The following is a 1,273-nucleotide window of genomic DNA, read 5'->3' on the forward strand; positions in this document are numbered from 1 at the left end:
CCCCATCTGAGCTAGAGTAAACGCGGTCCAGGGAACCGGTAGGCTGGATACAGCTATCGACAGGATGCTTTATGGAGATGGCTTTTCGAGACGCGGCTTTGGCCCCCCGCATTTTGGCTTTGGTGCCGGGGGGGATTGGCGACCAGATTTTGTTTTTTCCCACCTTGGCCAGTTTGCGGCAGCGCTATCCAGAGGCGGAGCTGGCGGTGCTGGTGGAGCCGCGGGCGGCGGCGGCCTATGAGGTTTGCCCCTCGGTCAATCGGGTGCTGACCTTCCCGTTCAAGCAGCAGCTCTCGTTGGCAGACCTCAGCGACCTGCTGGGGCGGATTCGGGAGCGGCCGTACGACGCGGTGCTGAGCCTGGGCCGAAGCTTGGGGGTGAAGCTGCTGCTCTGGCTGACCGGGATCCCCAAGCGGGTGGGCTATGCGCCGCCGGGGCCAGGCCGGCCTTGGCTCACCGACCCGGTGCCCCTGAAGCCGGCCCAATATGCCGCCAACATGTACCACGACCTGGTGCAGGGGTTTGGCATTGTGGCGCCGGCGGGCTTGCCTCAGATTCGCCTCAAAAAAACAGACCTGGAGTGGGCGGAGCAAGAGCGCCGGCGCCTGCTGGGGGACGCCGCCCAAGACTATGTGCTGTTGCATCCGGGGGCCAGCCAACTGTCGCAGGAGAAGGGCATTCAGAAGCTCTATCCCCCTGAGAAGTGGGTGAAGGTGGTCAGGGGCTTTCGGGAGAAGCGGCCGGAGCTGCCCTTGGTGCTGGTGTTGGGGCCAGAGGATGAGCAGTTGGCAAAAGGGTTTTTGTCGCAACTGCCGGATCTGGCGGTGAGCCGCCCTGCCCAGCTGGGGCAACTGGCGGCCTTGATTGGTGGGGCAACGCTGCTGTTGTGTGTGGATAGCGCTCCCATGCATCTGGGGGTGGCGACGCAGACGCCGCTGCTGGCGCTGTTTGGGCCGACTGAACCGGAACGGCTGCTGCCGGCTGAAGGGCCGTTTCGGTTCCTCAAGGCGGCCAATGGGGCGATGGAGTCGATTGTGCCGGAGCAGATTCTGCAGGTGATCTTTCCTGGTTAGGGATGCGGACGAAGGGACTTGAACCCTTACGCCTTGCGGCACTAGATCCTAAGTCTAGCGCGTCTGCCGTTCCGCCACGTCCGCTGTTGTCCCTCATGCTAACCCGGCAACCGGGCAACGGCGACCTGCAGGTCATCGGTAGCGTCCAAAACCACCCAGCCTTGCCCCACCGTCCGTTTCCACAACTCAAAGTGCAAGTG

General features: G+C 63.5%; 1 protein-coding gene and 1 tRNA gene. One reads left to right on the forward strand and one right to left on the reverse strand.

The features are described 5' to 3' along the window. The first annotated feature begins 77 nt into the window (after nucleotides 1–77). The gene (locus NW844_RS12810; protein WP_414336202.1) at nucleotides 78–1,073 is read left to right on the forward strand and encodes a glycosyltransferase family 9 protein; all 996 of its coding nucleotides are present in this window, start codon (nucleotides 78–80) and stop codon (nucleotides 1,071–1,073) included. 3 nt (nucleotides 1,074–1,076) lie between these two features. Here the strand turns inward: NW844_RS12810 and NW844_RS12815 are convergent. Further along, a tRNA-Leu gene (locus NW844_RS12815) sits at nucleotides 1,077–1,157 on the reverse strand. Between the last annotated feature and the right edge of the window lie 116 nt (nucleotides 1,158–1,273).

The sequence above is a fragment of the Synechococcus sp. H55.2 genome, from assembly GCF_047462495.1.
GTDB lineage: Bacteria > Cyanobacteriota > Cyanobacteriia > Thermostichales > Thermostichaceae > Thermostichus.